The 15,744-nt window shown below is 57.4% G+C and carries 14 protein-coding genes and 1 pseudogene; 6 read left to right on the top strand and 9 right to left on the bottom strand.

Annotated features, from left to right (window positions below; genetic code table 11):
• The first annotated feature begins 10 nt into the window (after positions 1–10).
• Together AMK02_RS24495 and AMK02_RS24500 are read left to right on the top strand one after the other, a co-directional pair.
• The gene (locus tag AMK02_RS24495) at positions 11–1,177 is read left to right on the top strand and encodes an IS110-like element ISRel9 family transposase (protein WP_011053406.1); all 1,167 of its coding nucleotides are present in this window, start codon (positions 11–13) and stop codon (positions 1,175–1,177) included.
• A 392-nt stretch (positions 1,178–1,569) separates the two neighbouring features.
• Entirely contained in the window at positions 1,570–2,307 is a 738-nt protein-coding gene (locus tag AMK02_RS24500) for a hypothetical protein (protein WP_029532498.1), read from the top strand.
• Positions 2,308–2,407: 100 nt separating this feature from the next.
• On the opposite strand, the gene AMK02_RS24505 is transcribed toward AMK02_RS24500, so the two are convergent.
• Together AMK02_RS24505 and AMK02_RS24510 are read right to left on the bottom strand one after the other, a co-directional pair.
• Positions 2,408–3,403, bottom strand: a complete 996-nt coding sequence (locus tag AMK02_RS24505) for an IS30 family transposase (protein ID WP_016737537.1) — start codon at positions 3,401–3,403, stop codon at positions 2,408–2,410.
• A gap of 102 nt (positions 3,404–3,505) precedes the next feature.
• Positions 3,506–3,754 (bottom strand): annotated as a pseudogene (locus AMK02_RS24510) (biotin/lipoyl-containing protein); the annotation flags it as partial.
• A gap of 620 nt (positions 3,755–4,374) precedes the next feature.
• Between AMK02_RS24510 and AMK02_RS24515 the strand changes: the two are divergent.
• The 4 genes from AMK02_RS24515 to AMK02_RS24530 all read left to right on the top strand — a co-directional run bounded on the left by AMK02_RS24515 (position 4,375) and on the right by AMK02_RS24530 (position 8,087).
• Positions 4,375–5,103: a carbonic anhydrase gene (locus AMK02_RS24515; RefSeq protein WP_029532496.1), complete on the top strand. Its 729-nt coding sequence runs from the start codon at positions 4,375–4,377 to the stop codon at positions 5,101–5,103.
• A gap of 722 nt (positions 5,104–5,825) precedes the next feature.
• Positions 5,826–5,984: a transposase gene (locus AMK02_RS32715; RefSeq protein ID WP_369685954.1), complete on the top strand. Its 159-nt coding sequence runs from the start codon at positions 5,826–5,828 to the stop codon at positions 5,982–5,984.
• A 91-nt stretch (positions 5,985–6,075) separates the two neighbouring features.
• On the top strand, positions 6,076–6,420 hold the full coding sequence (gene tnpB, locus AMK02_RS32720; RefSeq protein WP_003592504.1) for an IS66 family insertion sequence element accessory protein TnpB: 345 nt from the start codon (positions 6,076–6,078) through the stop codon (positions 6,418–6,420).
• A 74-nt stretch (positions 6,421–6,494) separates the two neighbouring features.
• Complete coding sequence (locus AMK02_RS24530) at positions 6,495–8,087, top strand: IS66-like element ISRle3 family transposase (RefSeq protein WP_016737534.1); 1,593 nt, start codon at positions 6,495–6,497, stop codon at positions 8,085–8,087.
• A 130-nt stretch (positions 8,088–8,217) separates the two neighbouring features.
• Here the strand turns inward: AMK02_RS24530 and AMK02_RS24535 are convergent, their stop codons facing one another.
• The 7 genes from AMK02_RS24535 to nifK form a co-directional block, all read right to left on the bottom strand.
• Complete coding sequence (locus AMK02_RS24535; RefSeq protein ID WP_082929717.1) at positions 8,218–9,150, bottom strand: cation diffusion facilitator family transporter; 933 nt, start codon at positions 9,148–9,150, stop codon at positions 8,218–8,220.
• A 221-nt stretch (positions 9,151–9,371) separates the two neighbouring features.
• Entirely contained in the window at positions 9,372–9,524 is a 153-nt protein-coding gene (locus AMK02_RS32630; protein ID WP_196411598.1) for an IS66 family transposase zinc-finger binding domain-containing protein, read from the bottom strand.
• Between the two features lie 665 nt (positions 9,525–10,189).
• The gene (locus AMK02_RS24545; protein ID WP_064807221.1) at positions 10,190–10,678 is read right to left on the bottom strand and encodes a NifX-associated nitrogen fixation protein; all 489 of its coding nucleotides are present in this window, start codon (positions 10,676–10,678) and stop codon (positions 10,190–10,192) included.
• A 3-nt stretch (positions 10,679–10,681) separates the two neighbouring features.
• Positions 10,682–11,176: a nitrogen fixation protein NifX gene (gene nifX, locus AMK02_RS24550; protein ID WP_008536565.1), complete on the bottom strand. Its 495-nt coding sequence runs from the start codon at positions 11,174–11,176 to the stop codon at positions 10,682–10,684.
• Entirely contained in the window at positions 11,173–12,528 is a 1,356-nt protein-coding gene (gene nifN / locus AMK02_RS24555) for a nitrogenase iron-molybdenum cofactor biosynthesis protein NifN (protein WP_012489543.1), read from the bottom strand. Before nifN ends, nifX begins: the two co-directional genes overlap by 4 nt.
• Positions 12,529–12,537: 9 nt before the next feature.
• Complete coding sequence (gene nifE / locus AMK02_RS24560; RefSeq protein WP_012489544.1) at positions 12,538–14,028, bottom strand: nitrogenase iron-molybdenum cofactor biosynthesis protein NifE; 1,491 nt, start codon at positions 14,026–14,028, stop codon at positions 12,538–12,540.
• 58 nt (positions 14,029–14,086) lie between these two features.
• Positions 14,087–15,628 (bottom strand): nitrogenase molybdenum-iron protein subunit beta, encoded by a 1,542-nt coding sequence (gene nifK / locus AMK02_RS24565; RefSeq protein WP_018247184.1) that lies wholly within the window; start codon positions 15,626–15,628, stop codon positions 14,087–14,089.
• Between the last annotated feature and the right edge of the window lie 116 nt (positions 15,629–15,744).

Consider the following 15,744-nt stretch of genomic DNA (forward strand, 5'->3'; position numbering starts at 1 on the left):
GGAGCAGTTTATGGAACCTGCATCCATTCATCCGACCGCTGTCCGCATTGATCTTGGCGCAATTTTTGTATCATTGGAACTGAGCCGATCGACCTGGTTGATCACTTCGCTGTCGCCTGGCAGTGGCGAGAAGATGTCGAAGCACGTAGTGGCCGGTGGCAATGTAGCCGAGCTGCTGGATCGATTTGAGCAGCTACAACAGAAGGCGCGGTTGAGAACAGGGAAGTTATTTCCCATCGTGACGATCCAGGAGGCAGGATTGGACGGCTTCTGGATACACCGCGTGCTGGAGACTCACGGCATCGAAAGTTACGTCGTCGACGCAGCTTCGATCGCGACTTCCCGTCGACGTCGGCGTGCCAAGACCGACAAGATCGATGGAGAGGCTCTGACGCGCACATTGCTTGCATTCAAGCGCGGCGAGCCTCGCGTATGTGCGATGGTCAGAGCGCCAGATCCGAAGGACGAAGATCGACGTCGGATTTGCCGGGAACGCAAAGTTTTGATTGCTGAGCGGGTCAGGCATGTCAATCGCGTGAAGGGGCTACTCTTCGCTCAAGGCGTCAGCGGCTATCAACCGCTCCGTAAGGATCGCCGTCAGCGGCTGGAGGAACTCCAGACCGGAGATGGGCGCGAGTTACCGAAACACCTGAAGGCTCAAATCAATCGCGAACTCGACCGTCTCGAGTTGCTGCTAGAACAGATCGCTGCAGTGGAGAGCGAGCGTAATTCTCTCCTATCGATGGACGAGCAGCCAGCGGTTGAGGCAACCTCGCCCGCAGCGATGCTGCTGTCCTTGAAGGGTGTTGGCGCTGAATTTGCCGCCGTTCTTTGGACCGAAGCCCTGTCCCGGCATTTTGATAATCGGCGGCAGATTGCCGCCTATGCAGGTTTGACACCAACCCCATGGATGAGCGGGACCATCGACCACGAACAGGGTGTCTCAAAGGCAGGAAACCCTCGGCTGCGCACCACGATGATCCAACTGTCTTGGTTGTGGCTACGCAATCAGCCAGCATCAGCGCTTAGCCGTTGGTTTGTGGATCGGGTTCAGTCGAATGGTGGACGCTTAAAAAAAGCCGCGATAGTGGCCCTGGCGCGCAAACTCCTTATCGCACTGTGGAAGTTTGTCACCGCGGGTGTTGTCATCGAGGGGGCTGTCATGAAGACCGCCTGACGACCCCAAAAGATTGCCGAATACACAAATCTTCCAGGACTGATCACTCCTGGCGGATCCAGGTGAGCGAACCGCCTCAAAGTCGGGCTTTAAATGCCGCGCTTTAGATTGGTCCCGTTCTCCTGAGCCTTGCCGCTACGCAAGCGGGATAATGGTGCTGCCGGACAAAACGGCGACCGTATGTGAGTTTGAACCGGTGACGGAAACGTGCCGCGTCAAGCAAAGTGGCTCAGACCATGGGTTCGAAACGAAATTGAAGGGAACAAGCTATGAAACTATGATTGATCTTGACGGCAAAATCCTCATGTGAGCTTTCTCAGTAGCAATTGTTCCGTCGCCGGTTGATACTCGCTTGCACCTGCATGGGACGGGGTAGGGATCAAAGCCGCACGATGCTTCCGGAAATCAATCTGCACGGGGACGTCGATGTCGCCGCTCTGTCACCACTTGTTCGTGGCATGCTTCTTTCGATTGCCTATGCTGACGGTGAGGGTGGCATAGGATTGACGGCGACCGGCGCCATGAACCGCAAGTTCGTGCATTGGGCCGCTGTGCACTTCCTCTGGCCGGGCTTCACAGCCGAAGACCTCTACAGCATGAACAAGGTGCTCAATGAAAGCGACATGCCGCCGCTTTGGGTCGTGCGTGACATGACCCATCATCTGAAGCTTCTTCGCCGGAAAAAGGATGTGCTGCTGCCAACCAGACGCGGCCGGGAGTTTCTGGTGAACCCGCAAGCCTTCTTCGATCTGGTCGCCACGGATTATCTCTATTCGTATGTCCACGCCACCGAGCGGGAAGAGGAGATCCGAGCGCGTTTACGCTGGTGGCGCATGTTCCTCAATCTTCTCAATATCAAGGCCAGAGAAGGTTGCACGCCAATGGAAGTTGTGAAGGTCCTCTATCCAGACCTGGCGCCTCTGTCGGACACCGAAATGACCATAGAAGCCTGGGAGTTGAAATCCGATCTTCGGTATGGCGTCTTCCAACGCTTATGCTGGCTCGGCTTGCTCTATGAGGCACGAGAGGGGCTCTCTCTTCTGCAGAACGGATCCTTCCACAAGACGCCACTTTGGGCAGCTTGCCTGCAATTGGAATCGGATACGCAAAGCGACATCGGCGTGCATTGACGATCTCTATCCTGCCGCTGGCTGCCTCAATAACGCTTTCTCTCGCCGCGCAATCACCGCAGGATCATTCATAAAATCCATCCTCCGCCCCGGCTTGCCGTCATTTGTTCACTTCACGCCTGAACACTTCAGCTGGGGTGTGGAAACCAAGGCATTTTCTGGGCGTACTGTTCAACCGATCGACCAGTAATCGTATCAATTCATCAGGAACTGACAGGACAGCAGTATCCCTCGGCAGGTAACGCCGAATCCGCCGATTCATGTTCTCGACGGAGCCTTTTTGCCAGGGCGCAGACGGATCGCAAAACCATGCATCGGTTCCCATTCCTTGCTTCAGTCGCCGCCAGGAGACGAATTCAAATTCGCGATCAAACGTCAAACTTTGGCGGGCATGCCTGGGCAGGGGGCTGAGCACGTTGATGAGCCGCTCCATGATCGGCTTGGACTGCCGGTCGTTGTTCTTGAACAGCATGGTGAACCGGCTCGTCCGCTCGACAACCGTTGCCACATTGGCATTGCCCTGAACCCTTTCGAAGATCATGAGATCGGCCTCCCAGTGACCGAATTCCTTGCGATCGTTGATGGCTTCCGGCCGATGTTTGATCGAACGCTCATCTGGAAAGACTGGATTCTGCGGCTTGCGAGCATATCGCGGCCGGCGCTTTCTCCGCCGTTCCGGTAGAAGCCGCGCGAGTTGCTGCCTTTGTCCTTCTGGTGAATAGACATATCGGTAGATCGTCTCGTGACAGACGCTTGCCTTGGCCGCTGGTTCGATCTTCAGTCGCCCAGCAATCTGTTCCGGCGACCAGCCGGATTCCAACTTTCCGATCACTTCGTTCCGCAGATCCTCGCGACGATAGAGCTTGCCGATCCGCCGGCGCCTTTCGCGCGCCATGTCGCTGGCGGTCATCGCCCAGTAGCCCTCGGCATCGGGGAATTCCTGATCGTGCCAGTAGTTGCGTTTGATCTCCCGGGAGATGGTCGCACGGTCCCGGCCGAGGCGTCTGGCGATCTCAGACTGGCTAAACTTCTGATCCAACATCCTGGAAATCGATCGGCGTTCGTCAAAGCTCAAATGCGAAAAGGTACGGCTCAAACCATGGCTCCCGAAAGCAGGCAGCTTAGCGCCTTTGTTGCAGTTCGAGATAGAATGTACCCCGGCTACAGGCGAATCTGGCGTAATGCATGTTATGGAACTTTACGCTGAACCGGCCGCGATAGTTACAAGCAGGTCCTTGGCATCGATCTGGTCGCCGGCTTTGACGAGAACTTCGGCGATCGTGCCGTTCTCCTCGGCGTGAATTGCCGTTTCCACCTTCATCGCTTCGGTCGACACCAGCACATCGTCGGCATTGATCGCCTGTCCGGGCGACATAAAGACGCGCGAGATGGCGCCCGGCATCGGTGCGCCGACATGAGCGGCATTGCCGGGTTCGGCCTTGGGTGCGAAGACGGCGGCCGGTGACGCTGAGGAATTTTGCGAGCTCTTGCTGTTGGTTCCTCGCGGACCCGAGCCGCATCTCGTTGTGCACCTAACCGGCTCGGCTCACGTGACAACAAACACAAGAACATCTGGTTGTTTCTATCAAGTTTGGCGCAGGAGGCGCAGGAGGAAAATCAACATGACTGTCGCGGCTAGGCCCATGATTGCCAAAGCGTATAGGCCTGTAGAAAAACCTCCGGGCTGACTACGGAGATACCCTATAACGAACGGCCCCACAAATGCTCCTAGGTTCCCGAGTGAGTTAATGAATGCGATCCCGCCGGCGGCAGCGGAGCCACTAAAGAAGCAGAAGGCAGCGCCCAAAGGGTCCCTTGCAACCCAATATGCCGCGCATGAGCATCCCTCGCCAGAACCCGTCAGGGCCGGGTTGATCTACCGTACGGCCGGGGCAATACTCCAGGATTGGCTTAGCTCCTCCGATGCGTCAAAATTCCGCTTGATGAGTGCCATATCAAGGCATAACCAATCGGCCATTCTCCGATTCCCGGAGAATTGCCGGACATGACTTGGAGCAGGTGCCATTTCTCCGCAGCCATCCCGGATATTGCAAAAGGACCGATACCATGTGCTTTGAATGCAATTCCTCCCCACTCAGCCGTCGCTCCCTGCTGAAATTTGCCGGCATCGGAGGCGTGGCCGTCATGACTGCAGGCTTTGACATGACCATGCCGGCATTCGCCTCGAACGCTCCCGCCCTCCTGCCGGATGAAGCACTGGCAAAACTCCAGGAAGGCAACAAGAAATTCGTCACCGACACGGAAGCCTGCGCCGCCAATATTTCCAAGCGCCGGCAGGACGTCGCCAAGAGCCAGGCACCTTGGGCGATCGTGCTGACCTGTTCCGACAGCCGTGTCGTGCCGGAACTTGTATTCGGCGGGGTGACGCTCGGCGAACTCTTCGTCGCCCGCAATGCCGGAAACGTGGTCGACACCGATGTGCTCGGCACGATCGAATATGGCACCGAACATCTGCATGCGCCGCTGATCGTCGTCATGGGCCACAAGCGTTGCGGGGCGGTCTCCGCCGCCTGCGAGGTCGTGTCCAAGGGCACCAAGCTCGATGGCTCAATCGGCAAGATGACCCAGCCGATCCTGCCCGTGGCTTTGGCGGAGACCGATCGCGGCGACAATTTTGTCGACAAGACCGTCCATGCCAATGCCTTCAACGGCGCCGAGCGCATCCTCACCGAAAGTGCGATTGTTTCTCGCCTGGTCGAGGAAGGCAAGGTGAAGATCGTGCCCGCCTATTATGATCTCGATACCGGCGTGGTCGATTTTCTGCACAAGGTCTGACCTACGAGGCGACTTCATGTTGCCGACGGCTATCCGCGGGCGCCTCGTCGCGTTCGCGGAACCATAGTCGCTGATGACCCTTGCCGCCCGCAGCATCACCCGGCGGGTTACGCGGGCCGGAGCTGAGGTCGCGAGCTGGCTGCCTGGGCGACGCTCTTCTGGAAATTTCCGACCATACGCCTGCGCAATTTGGTGAGCTCAATCGACAGGTCCGACAGCTGCGCGATGACATCTATCGGAACCTGGGCAGCTGGGCCGCGCCCTCCTGAGCCAGTACAAGGACATAGGCGTCGCTCGTTTCAAAGAACGCGAGACAATCGGCCTCCGGCAGGATCTCAACAAGATCAAGACGGCGAAACCGCCTGTGGAGCTTGAACGCAAAGGCGCGATCTGGGTTCAGCCAACCCTATTCGCTGAATCGAGTATCGCGCCTGGAGGCATAACGGAAAACTACGGCATCGAAACTGGCCGCATTGATCGAAGATTGGTACGAACCGTGAAATTGACGTAAGCGACAAGCTGACCCCATCTGGCGTCAGTAGCGTTGGCCGCTGTATTGCGGACAGACGATTCACAAACTGTGAGCTTCTATGTCTGCGCCTAGCTCTGGAACTAGAAACTTCCATATGATCGAGGCTGTTCCGGAACGGCTTGAGGGCGCCCCACGGCAATTTCGGCGCCGCTGGTCCGATGATTTTAAAGCGCGGGCTGTGGCTGAGGCAATGGAGCCCGGCGCAAGCGTCTCAGCCATTGCGCATCGCATCGGCATACATCCCTCGCAGCTATTTGGCTGGCGTCGTGATGCTCGTGACGGACAACGATCTTCCTCGCAAATCGGGCTGGTCAGACGGAGACTGGGACGATTGGCACACGTGCGATGATCGAGCTTATCATCGGCGACGTCGTTATCCGGGCCGACGCAGATATCGGCGAAGCACACCTGCAGCGGGTGATCCGAGCGGTGCGGTCGGCATGATCCCGTCCGGCGTGAAGGTCTTTCTTGCGAGCCATCCCATCGACTTCCGAAAGGGGCCGGACAGCTTGCTTTCGCTGGTACGGGATGCTGGCAGTGATCCGTTCAACGGTGCACTTTATGTCTTTCGGGCCAAGAGAGCAGACCGAGTCAAGATCGTGTGGTGGGATGGCTCCGGCGTTTGCCTCTATGCGAAGCGGCTGGAAAAAGCCCAGTTCTGCTGGCCCCGGATCGGCCATCATCGCGTCCAGCTCAATCATGCCCAGCTTCTGGCTTTAGTCGACGGAATGGACTGGAAGCGGGTTCGATCCACGCCGGTGAAGCCTCCCGAGATTGTTGGGTAAAACCGCTGCGGCGAAGTGAATCAGGTCCCTGAAAGCATGGGCGGAGCGCGGCAAAATATGCTCTGATCATACCCATGACGCGGCCCGAGATTGAGCTCCCGGATGATGTAGAGGCTCTCAAAGCCATGGTTCTTGCCATGGCCGCAAAAGCAGCCCGCGTCGAGGCTTTGGAGAAGCAGGTTGACGATCTAGAGGCCCGCAACGCGGACGCCGATGAGCGCATCGAGCGGCTGACGCAGATCCTGAAGGCTTTCGATCGCGCCCGATTTGGCCGACGCTCGGAAAGGCTTGCATCATCCACCGTCGATGACGAGCAGCACGCCTTTGTCTTCGAAGAGATCGAGACCGGCATTGCGACGATCAAGGCTCAGGTCACGAAAGGCCGCGGTAGCGCGGACAGCAAACGCGCTCCGCGGCCACGCAAGGGCTTTGCGCCTCATCTTGAGCGCGTCGAGGTCGTGATCGAACCGGAAGAGCTTCCAGAACATGCAGGTAAGACCAAAATCCTGATTGGAGAAGACGTCTCCGAGCGGCTGGATGTCGTGGCAGCGAAGTTCCGTGTCATCGTCACCCGTCGGCCGAAGTATGCCTTTAGGAACGAGGATGGTGTCGTCCAGGCGGCGGCTCCGGCACATATCATCGAAGGTGGCATTCCAACGGAAGCACTTCTGGCCCAGATCGCCGTTTCCAAATATGCCGACGGGCTGCCACTCTATCGCCAGGAAGCCATCTACGCACGCGACAAGGTCGAACTCGACCGCAAGCTGATGGCTCAATGGATGGGCAAGCTGGGGTTCGAGCTCAATATCCTCGCCGACTACATCCTCGATGAGATCAAGAAGGCCGAACGGATCTTTGCCGACGAAACGACCTTGCCCACACTTGCACCTGGTTCCGGATCAGCGAAGACGGCATGGCTATGGGCGTATGCCAGGGATGACCGGACTTTTGGGGGCAGCGGTCCACCGATGGTAGCCTATCGCTTCGAGGACAGTCGAGCCACCGAGTGTGTCGCACGACACCTGAGCGGCTATCGTGGAATCCTGCAGGTCGACGGATATGCCGCTTATAACAAGCTCGTCCGGAAAGATGGAGGCAATGACAGCGCCATCCTGGCCGGCTGTTGGTCGCACAGCCGGAGAAAGTTCTACGAGTTGCATGTCGCAAAGAGCTCGAAGGTCGCTACAGACACCGTCGAGCGTATGGCGAGGTTATGGGAGATCGAGGAGCGTGTGCGCGGCCAAAGCCCTGAAGCTCGTGTCGCTGCACGCCAGGAGATCTCCGCAGCGATCGTCCGTGACCTCTTCACTCTCTGGCAGGCGACCCTGCCACGGGTCTCTGGAAAATCCAAACTCGCCGAAGCTCTGCGGTATGCCATCTCGCGTCGAGACATCTTCGAGCGCTTCCTGACCGACGGCCGCATCGAACTCGACTCCAACATAGTCGAGCGAGCAATCAGACCCCAAGCGATCACGAGAAAAAATAGTCTATTCGCTGGAAGCGACGGTGGCGGCCGGACTTGGGCGACCATCGCGACGCTCCTGCAAACGGCAAAGATGAATGCAGTCGATCCGCAAGCTTGGTTGACCCAGACGCTTGAGCGCCTTGCGAATGGATGGCCCAGCAGTGAAATCGACGCGCTCATGCCATGGAACTACGCCGCCTGAACGGCCACGGCTTGTCGCTTACAAATTGACGCATGGTGGCTGGAAAAAACGCCGAGCTATGCATCCGGTTCGAGGATCACGCCCGCTATGGAATGCCTGCGATACAGGGCTCCAAATTCGGTTCAAAATCCTAATCCGCCCACTCAGGATCGGTTGTAAAGGCGATGGTGAGCCGACGACTCGGACCCTCGTTACCAATCGCGAGCCCGATTTCGTCACGGATCTTATCCCATTCCTGCAATTTCCTCGCCGGGAGGTCCTCTGAGACAACGAAATGTAGCTCGATTTGCCGGCCTCGGCCGACCCGGGCCACATAAGCCCGGTGGGATATGAATCCATGTCGTTCGATGATTGTTTTGGCGACCGCGTCAACTTGTTGTTTGAGATCTAATGGCGTAACAAGCAGTATGTCGGCGAGCGCTCGCCGAACCGTGCCCGCCGGAATGGGAATGATCACAATGCAGATTAATGCCAGCGCGACCGGGTCAATAAACGGCGAGATCCATTCGTAAGAAGACCCCTGAATGAAATATCCGATGGCAAACGCGACGAGTAACCCGATCGTTAGCCCGGCGGACATCAGCCAAGCTTTCGTATCCAGGGCAACGAAATCAGATTTGATCTTACGATTAGCTCGATCACCAATAACCCCCATGGTGGCTGTCACACCGAGTGTTACGACGGAGTAGACGATCGCTTGACTAAAGTTGAGCGGACGTCCCCCATGCAAAATGCTGCCGATTGCGTTGACAAGTGCGTAAACAGCCGACCCGGTTATGAGAATGCCGTTGAGAGCCAAGACTATGGGCTCAAGATGCCAGAACCCCATCGTGAAATGCTCGATAAGTTTTCCTTTGCTGGAGGGCGCTTCGGATGACGCGATGAGCTTTGTAACAAGCAGAGCTACGACAGTCATAGCAGCGTCCGTCAATGCGTAGACACCATCGAATATGATTGCGAACGAACCTGAAATGATCCCGAACAAAATGCCGATGCAGGCAAGGAGGATGGTAACGGTAATTGAAACGCAGAGAAGCCCCTGCTCCGTTCTCATGAAATTCATAGGCTCAGCCTTATAACTTACGTTTCTTTATGGTCCTCTGGACGCGGTACAGACCATCCAATTCAGCTACTGAAGCGAGCACATCCACTTTTGGATCAAGGTACCTTTTTAAATTCAAATGCTGACCTCTCCTGTCCAGTGGGCTCGCATGAGCGTCTTTCACATACCTGGCCACAAGACAAAATCGCCTCGCTGTGTTCTGGCAGTGCGGCCTCGACTATCTAAACAAGGGCCAATTTTGCTTTGCAGGTAAAGCGGGGCTGGACATGATGCACGACACGGAAGGACGCATGAACATAGTCCAGCACTTCGCTGACGGTCTCGCCGCCGCGAATGAAGTCGGAGCCACCACAGATAGGGCATGAGCAGGCCACCTGTTACACGTCATCATGGCACGGCCGAGGTTGCAGAGCTTGCGCGGCGATAGGGCTCTCGACGCATCCACGTCATCCGGCAGGTTCGAATTCCGTTGACTCATGGTTGGATCTGATTTGATGAGAGGCGTTCCAAAGAACGCCGAGGTTTTCGCCCTCATGATAGGCTGTGGCTGACACCACGTTCTAGTCTAGCGATGATCGGATCGTCGAGCCCTTTGGCGACTCCTGTAATTACGGCTGGATTGCCAGATGGAAAAGAGCAGGCTTGCGATATACGCCCACTGAAGAAGCAACAAACTAGCCACCATTGCAACGATGACTTCGTGGATGGAATGCCAGACGAAGTAACTCGTTAGTGCCTTCGCCCAGACGACGAGCAGCAGGAGGCCGCAAAAGATTGTGAAACGCAACACCGTTCTCCTGATTTGTTCGCGAGATTGCGCAGCAATGTCGTCTGCGGCAACGAGAGTCTGGCAGTTCTTCAGGCGGCAACCGCCGCGTGGTTGAGAGCCATGATCATGCCAGTGAGCTCACCATCGAACTCTCGTTCTGGCCATTGCAAATGCTGAGATTTTGGCAGCGGCGGCGCGGGACTGCAGCTTGCGGACCTTCTTCAGCTGCTCCACAATGTCTGACATGATCTCTTTCCTCGAAAATTGATTTCATGATGCCCGCGCCACGTCGGGATAGGTTTCGATAACTTCAATAGCGTCATCGACCATTTTCGTGCCGGTCTCGGCGAGCTTGCCTAGCGTCTCAAAGCCGAACCGGTGGACATCGCGCAGGGTCTTCGACAGAACGACCAACCGTCCAGTCGTGAAAAGCAAGCGGCCGAAGCCCTCATGGCCGATCGTCATGATCGGCGATGCCAACAGGCCTGTGCACTCTTCGATCACAAGCCCCACGCAACTGTAAAAGTTCTGTAGCCTCCACAGCACATACGGATCCGGATCGCCTATGATCGGGATCTTACGGCGCTGCTCCTTGGTGAGGATGAAGTCGGCCAGCAGGTCAGTGTCCGATTTGCCTTCCCACGCCCCATGGGCATCCTGAGTGCGAATGAGCCTTATCAGGCATCTGAGAAAAGGGGTGGCGAGATCCCCATCCTCGTTGACAGCAGGGCCATCCGTACTTCCTGTCAATGTACCCATTTCTTAGTCCTCCTCATCGAAAGGCTTCTTTTCAATGGCGCCTGCTTCGGTTAGCACCTTGCGTAACCAGGGTGGCGGAGTAGTCCTGAGCATCGCCCGAGTTCGCGACAAAACATCTTCGATCAGTTGAGGATCGGATACTTTAATTGGGTGGATTTTGGCCGAAACAACTCGGGCTGCCGATGGCCCACCGATCGCCAGACAGAACAATAAGTGACAACCTTCCAACGCCTTCACCTTCGGGTTAATACGATCGACGTCCTCGTTCCGATGCTTTCCGCTCTGGTCGGAAACGTCTTCGAAGTCCAGGACTTCCACCAGTTTCCAGTCGTCGGGACTCACATCATAGACGACGAAACGTTTTGCCGATCCGAAATGGGCGTCGAGAGATTTCATATCTTGAGTGGCGATTGCGACGCGCAACGCGCCAGCCTTCCGTTTTGGAGCTGACGAGTGAACCCCGTCAGGGACGAGGGAAAGGCGACGAGCGGCGATCATCTAGGCAGTTCTCCTTTGCGGGAGGGATCAAGCGATCCAGGACACGGCGCGCGCTGATTGGCCTGGAAGATGTTGGAAACATCGAAGATCAGGTCGCGCGTTCCCTGATAGAGACTTGTGAGCTTATGCTGGCTGCCGAGTCGGTCGTATATCGGGAAGCCCACCCGCATGAGCGGAATCCCAAGGCGCTCCGCCGCTTGTCGTCCATGCGAATGCGTGACGAGAAGATCAGCGCCGACGGCAAGTTCTTCGAGATCGCCAAGATCACCGACCTGGAGCGATTCGGCCGGCATTTCCGCGAGTATTTTTGAGGTGCCGGTCGTGGTGACCGCTGCCGCGATTTCGGCGCCCATGCCGGTGAAGAAGGTAGCGAATTGGTAGAGCTGGTCCGGCTCCACAGCAATTGCGATTTTCTTGCCTCCGAAATGGAAATGTCCGTCGAGCAGGGCGTCCTGCAGCTGTGCTCGGCGACGGCGGATGTTTGCTGGCACCGGCGCACCAGAAATCTCAGAAAGAAACGAGACGAACCGGTCGGCTCGTTTCAATCCTGTCAGCGACTGGAACAATGCGTAAGGGACTCCCGTCCGGGTCCGCAGTAGCTCTGCGGGGCGGCGCATATGCTCGCCGATCGCGATACATTGCGCCGCCGTGCCAAGCTCTTGTATCTCGTCGACGGGAGTACCGCCATAGGTGGTCGGAACCCAACGATCGCCGGGCACCGTGCCGTCGAGAGAGCCGGAAATGTCCGGCAGGATCACCGGCTTCAGACCGAAGCTTTCGACCGTTTCGCGCAGAAGCTCGATGTCAGCGACTGTCAGATGCCATCCTGGTAGGATCGCAATCTTCTTTTGGTGGCGGCTCTGCTCGCCTGGAGTGGTGATGCGCTCGACCATAGAGATGACGGCCTTCGCCCATCCCTCTTCGATCGCTCCCTCGAAATCCGGGGTATTCGCCAGCACAACCTCCGTACCCGCGAGCTCATCGGCACGATCCCGCTTGATGTTGGCGAGATCGCCTGCGAAATCTTCGCCGCGGGTTTCCACCAGGGCTGTCGTGCAAATTCCGATCAGCTTGGGTTTTGCGCGCCTCTTGAGATTTAGGATCGCCTCTTCCAGATTGCCTGCGCCGCCAAGAATGGTCGCCACTGCGTCCAATGCCGTTGTCTGCAAGGGAATGGCTTCCTTAAAGTGCCGGACTAAAAGTACCAGCGCCAAGCTGGTGCAGCCCTGGCTGCCGTGGAACAGCGGCACGGCACGCTCGACGCCAAGAAAGGCGAGCGCGGCGCCGAGCGGCTGCGACGATTTCAGCGGATTGACCGCAGCTGATTTGGTCTGGGGAAAGACTTGAACCATCGGCTTTCCTCAACGCTTGCCGAAGCTGCCGGCGACCGCGCCGACAAAGTTTTGCAAGACGTACCCAGTCTCGTTCTCGCTCTTGGTATTCGTCAGTTCTTCTTCCACCGCATGCTGGCATTCCCACGGTGCCGGCTCCCGCACCTCCATCCAGATCGGATTGTGAATAGCAAGATCGATCTGGCGAACGAGCTCCACCATGCCGTCATAGCCGGCATAGGGGTGGTGGCGTTCCTGGTTGATATCGAGCCAAGGTGTCTTGGCCTTCAGCGCGATGAATTGCGTGCGCCCGCCAGACAACATGATGTCGGCTTTACCGTCGGCGAGCATGTTATAAAGCTCGCGCGGCGCCATCGACTCGAACAGGTGTTTTTCGTCTTTCAGGAGTTGCTTGATACGTTCCTTGTCTTCAGGCGTGGATTTCTTGACCGAGGTGCCCACGATCTCGATGCCCACCTCCATCAGCGCATGGACAACCGACCAGGACTTGACGCCGCCGGTGTTGAGCAACACGCGCTTGCCTTCAAGCCTTGGTCGATATGCTGCGAGTTTCATCCAGGCAATCGCCTCCTCCTCCGCGATCAATGCCTCGGTGCGCTCGAGGATTTCGGGATCCGCCCCCTGCATCACGAGCAGCTTGGCGATCTGTCTGAGTGCTTCCGAGGTGTCGGTAATTCCGTAAAAGGAGCCTTCGAAGAACGGGATATCCCAGAGCTCCTCCATTTTGCGGGCGAGGTTGATGAGTGCTGTCGAGCACACCAACATGGACGCCTTGGCGCGATGCGCAGAAGCAATGTCAAGATATCGGGCGTCTCCTGGAATGCAGGCCCTTACTCTGATCCCCAGCCGGTCAAGAAGCGGCTTTACCAGCCAAAACTCGCCGGATAGGTTGAACTCACCAATGATATTGATGTCGTAGGCGGTCACGTCGTTCGGCTCTACGCTGCCGATCACATGATCGAGCAACGCTTCACCGGCGAGCTTATTGCCAAGGTTCTTGGAGCCGGCAAAGCCCGGTGCGTTGACCGGCACCACCGGAAGGCCGAATTTTTCCGCGGCCCGCTTGCAGACGGCCTCGATGTCGTCGCCGATCAATGCTGTCACACAGGTCGAATAGACGAAAATCGCCGGTGGAGCATAGGCCTCCTTGATCTCGCGGATTGCTTTAAAAAGTTTCCGCTCGCCGTGCCCCATCACCACTTCGGTTTCAGTGAGGTCGGTCGTGAAACTGGTGCGCCAGAGCGTTGGACCTGAGGAAGCCGATCCGCGGTTGTCCCAGGAATTGCCCTCACAGCCGAGAGGCCCATGGATCAGGTGCGCGACGTCGGTGATCGGCTGCAGCACGATCTTGGCGCCATCGAAAGCGCATCCGCCGGCTGCCGCCCCGGGGATCAGCGGCTTCGAACAGCCGTTTTTGCGCGCCTTGGAATCCTTGCTGCGGTTCTTCTCGCAGGCAGGCTCGTCAAAGACATCCTGGACTTTAGCATTGAGCAAGGGCATTGCGGTCTCCAAGTTCAGATGAAGGCGGCCGGCCTCACAAGGCCGACCGCCGCCGCTCCTAGCGGGTCAGGTCGTAAGAATAGTCCGTCACACCCGGCTCGCTCGTCTCGCGATCGAGCTTGTCGAAGATCTTGTCGAGGATCGTCGTCAGGACGCGCAGGCCGCCCTGGTAGCCCATGAGCGGGAAACGGTGGTGATGGTGCCGGTCGAATATCGGAAAGGTCAGCCGGATCAATGGGGTGCCGGTGTCGCGCTCGAGATACTTGCCATAGGAATTGCCGATCATAAGATCAACCGGCTCGGTAAAGAGCAGCGAGCGCAACGCCCACAGGTCCTTGCCCGCCCAGACCTGGGCATCCTTGCCGAAGGGCGAGGATGCGAGCAACGCCTTCATCTCGGCTTCCCAGGCCGACGTGCCGTTGGTAGCAAGGCAGTGGGTCGGCTCACCGCCGGTTTCCAAGACGAACCGGGCAACGGCGTAGACGAAGTCAGGATCGCCGTAGATCGCGTATTTCTTCCCGTGCAGCCAGGCTTGGCTATCTGCCATAGCGTCGACGAGACGGCCGCGTTCCAGGCCGATTGTCGGAGGAATTTCCTTGCCGGTAATCTCCGAGACCTTCATCAGGAATTCGTCGGTCGCCTGAACACCCAGCGGATAATGGAACGAAGCCGTAACCTGACCGACCTCCTTGCAATATTCCAGCGTTTTGCGCGTGTTATAGTGCTGCAGCGACAGGGTCGCTTCGGCATTCAACGCCGTTTTCAAGTCCTCGATCTTCGTGCCGCCGTCATACATGCGGTACGTACCGTCAGACGGCGTGTCGAACTGGTCGGAGGCATCCTGGATGAAGATGTAGGATACGCCCATCATGTCGAGCAGGCGCTTCAGTTCGCGGTTGTTGCCGACGCAGAAGCCGTCGAAGCCGGGAATGATGTTGATGGCTTGAGCAACCTCCTTCCGCTCGTTGCCTTTCCAGAAGTTCTCCAGAATGCCCTTGATCATGCCGTCATAGCCATCGACGTGGCTGCCGACGAAGGCAGGCGTGTGGGCGAAAGGAACATCGAAGTCGTGCGGGACCGACCCTTCGTTCTTTGCGTTTTCGATGAAGCCGTGGAGGTCGTCTCCAATGACTTCGGCCATGCAGGTGGTCGAGACGGCGATCATCTTCGGATCGTAGAGCTTGTATGTATTGGCGAGCCCGTCGACCATGTTCTTCAACCCGCCGAACACTGCCGCGTCCTCCGTCATCGAGGACGAGACCGCCGATGAAGGCTCCTTGAAGTGACGCGACAGATGCGAACGGTAATAAGCGACGCAGCCCTGGCTGCCATGGACGAAGGACATCGTTTGCTCAAAGCCTGCGGCTGCGAAGACGGCACCGAGCGGCTGGCAGGCTTTGGCCGGGTTCACGACCAGGGCTTCGCGGCCCAGGTTCTTTTCGCGATACTCCCAGGTCTTCGTGAAGTCGTTTTGATCGGCAACGACCTGATCCGGGTGGGGGCATTCGAAATTGGCTTTCTTCTCGGCGAGCATCTGCCTGTATTCCGGCTCGCGGAACAGGGGAGCATGGTCGAGAACTTTTTCCGCCGACTGCGGCATAGTAAGCACCTTTCTTTTCATCGCGCCGCACCGGTGGCGGCAATGGGATGTCATCTGTCACGAGTGCGGATCAAGTCCGATAGGAAGAGCCTGGCCTGCCCCTTCCCAAGACAGGC

Source organism: Rhizobium sp. N731 (genome assembly GCF_001664145.1).
Taxonomy (GTDB): domain Bacteria; phylum Pseudomonadota; class Alphaproteobacteria; order Rhizobiales; family Rhizobiaceae; genus Rhizobium; species Rhizobium esperanzae.